Source organism: Glycomyces sp. NPDC021274 (assembly GCF_040641195.1).
In the GTDB taxonomy this organism is placed as follows: domain Bacteria; phylum Actinomycetota; class Actinomycetes; order Mycobacteriales; family Micromonosporaceae; genus Glycomyces.
In genome coordinates, this window is the sequence record NZ_JBFADC010000037.1 from 1,479 (window position 1) to 2,824 (window position 1,346).

Annotated in this window: 1 rRNA gene; it reads left to right on the forward strand. The window is 56.7% G+C overall.

Going from position 1 to position 1,346, the window contains the following annotated elements:
* Window positions 1-77: 77 nt before the first annotated feature.
* Window positions 78-1,346: ribosomal RNA gene (locus AB0I03_RS26290) — 23S ribosomal RNA — on the forward strand; the annotation flags it as partial.

Sequence of the window (1,346 nt, forward strand, 5' to 3'; positions counted from 1 at the left end):
GGGGTGTGGTCAATGTGTTGTTTGAGATTTGTATAGTGTGCGTGAGTGTCTTTGTTTCTATCTGATTTGACCGTGTTGGTTAAGTTGTGTAGGGCGCATGGTGGATGCCTTGGTGCCGGATGACCGATGAAGGACGTGTGAGGCTGCGATATGCCTGGGGGAGTTGCCAACTGGACTGTGATCCCAGGGTTTCCGAATGGGGTAACCCAGCCAGTTTGATGACTGGTTGCCGCTGGCTGAATGTATAGGCTGGTTGGTGGTGTGGCGGGGAAGTGAAACATCTCAGTACCTGCTGTGGAGAAAACAAGAGTGATTCCGTGAGTAGCGGCGAGCGAAAGCGGAGGAGGCTAAACCTGGTTCGTGTGATAGCCGGCAGGCGTTGCGGGTCAGGGGTTGTGGGACGTTTCCGTTGGTTTCTGCCGAAATCAGGATCGCGCGTTGTTGTCTAGTCGAACGGTGTGGGAAAGCCGACCGTAGAGGGTGAGAGTCCCGTAGGTGAAGGATGACAGCGGTGGTCGGGGAGCGCACCCGAGTAGCGCGGGTTTCGTGGAGGCTCGTGTGAATCTGGCAGGACCGTCTGCTAAGCCTAAAGAGGTCCGGTGACCGATAGTGGAGAGTACCGTGAGGGAATGGTGAAAAGTACCCCGGGAGGGGAGTGAAATAGTGCCTGAAACCATGTGCCTGTAAACCGTCAGAGCCCGGCGTGCAGTTTCGACTGTGCGTAGGCGGGTGATGGCGTGCCTTTTGAAGAATGAGCCTGCGAGTTATGGTATGCCGCGAGGTTAAGCCGTGTGGTGGAGCCGGAGCGAAAGCGAGTCTGAATAGGGCGTTGAGTGGTGTGTTGTAGACCCGAAGCGGGGTGATCTACCCATGTCCAGGGTGAAGCGGCTGTAAGAGGTCGTGGAGGCCCGAACCCACCTAGGTTGCAAACTGGGGGGATGAGGTGTGGGTAGGGGTGAAAGGCCAATCAAACTCCGTGATAGCTGGTTCTCCCCGAAATGCATTTAGGTGCAGCGTCGCATGTTGCTCCGTGGTGGTAGGGCGCTGGTTGGGTGATGGGCCGTGTCGGTTACTGAGCTCAGCTAAACTTCGAATGCCATGGTGTTGAGTGCGGCAGTGAGTCGGCGGGTGAGAAGATCCGTCGTCGAGAGGGAAACAGCCCAGATTACCGGCTAAGGCCCCTAAGGGTGCACTGAGTGGAAAAGGATGTGGGGTCGCGTTGACAGCCAGGAGGTTGGCTTAGAAGCAGCCACCCTTGAAAGAGTGCGTAATAGCTCACTGGTCGAGTGGTTTTGCGCCGATAATGTAGCGGGGCTGAAGTGCACCGCCGAAGCCGTAGCAATGCC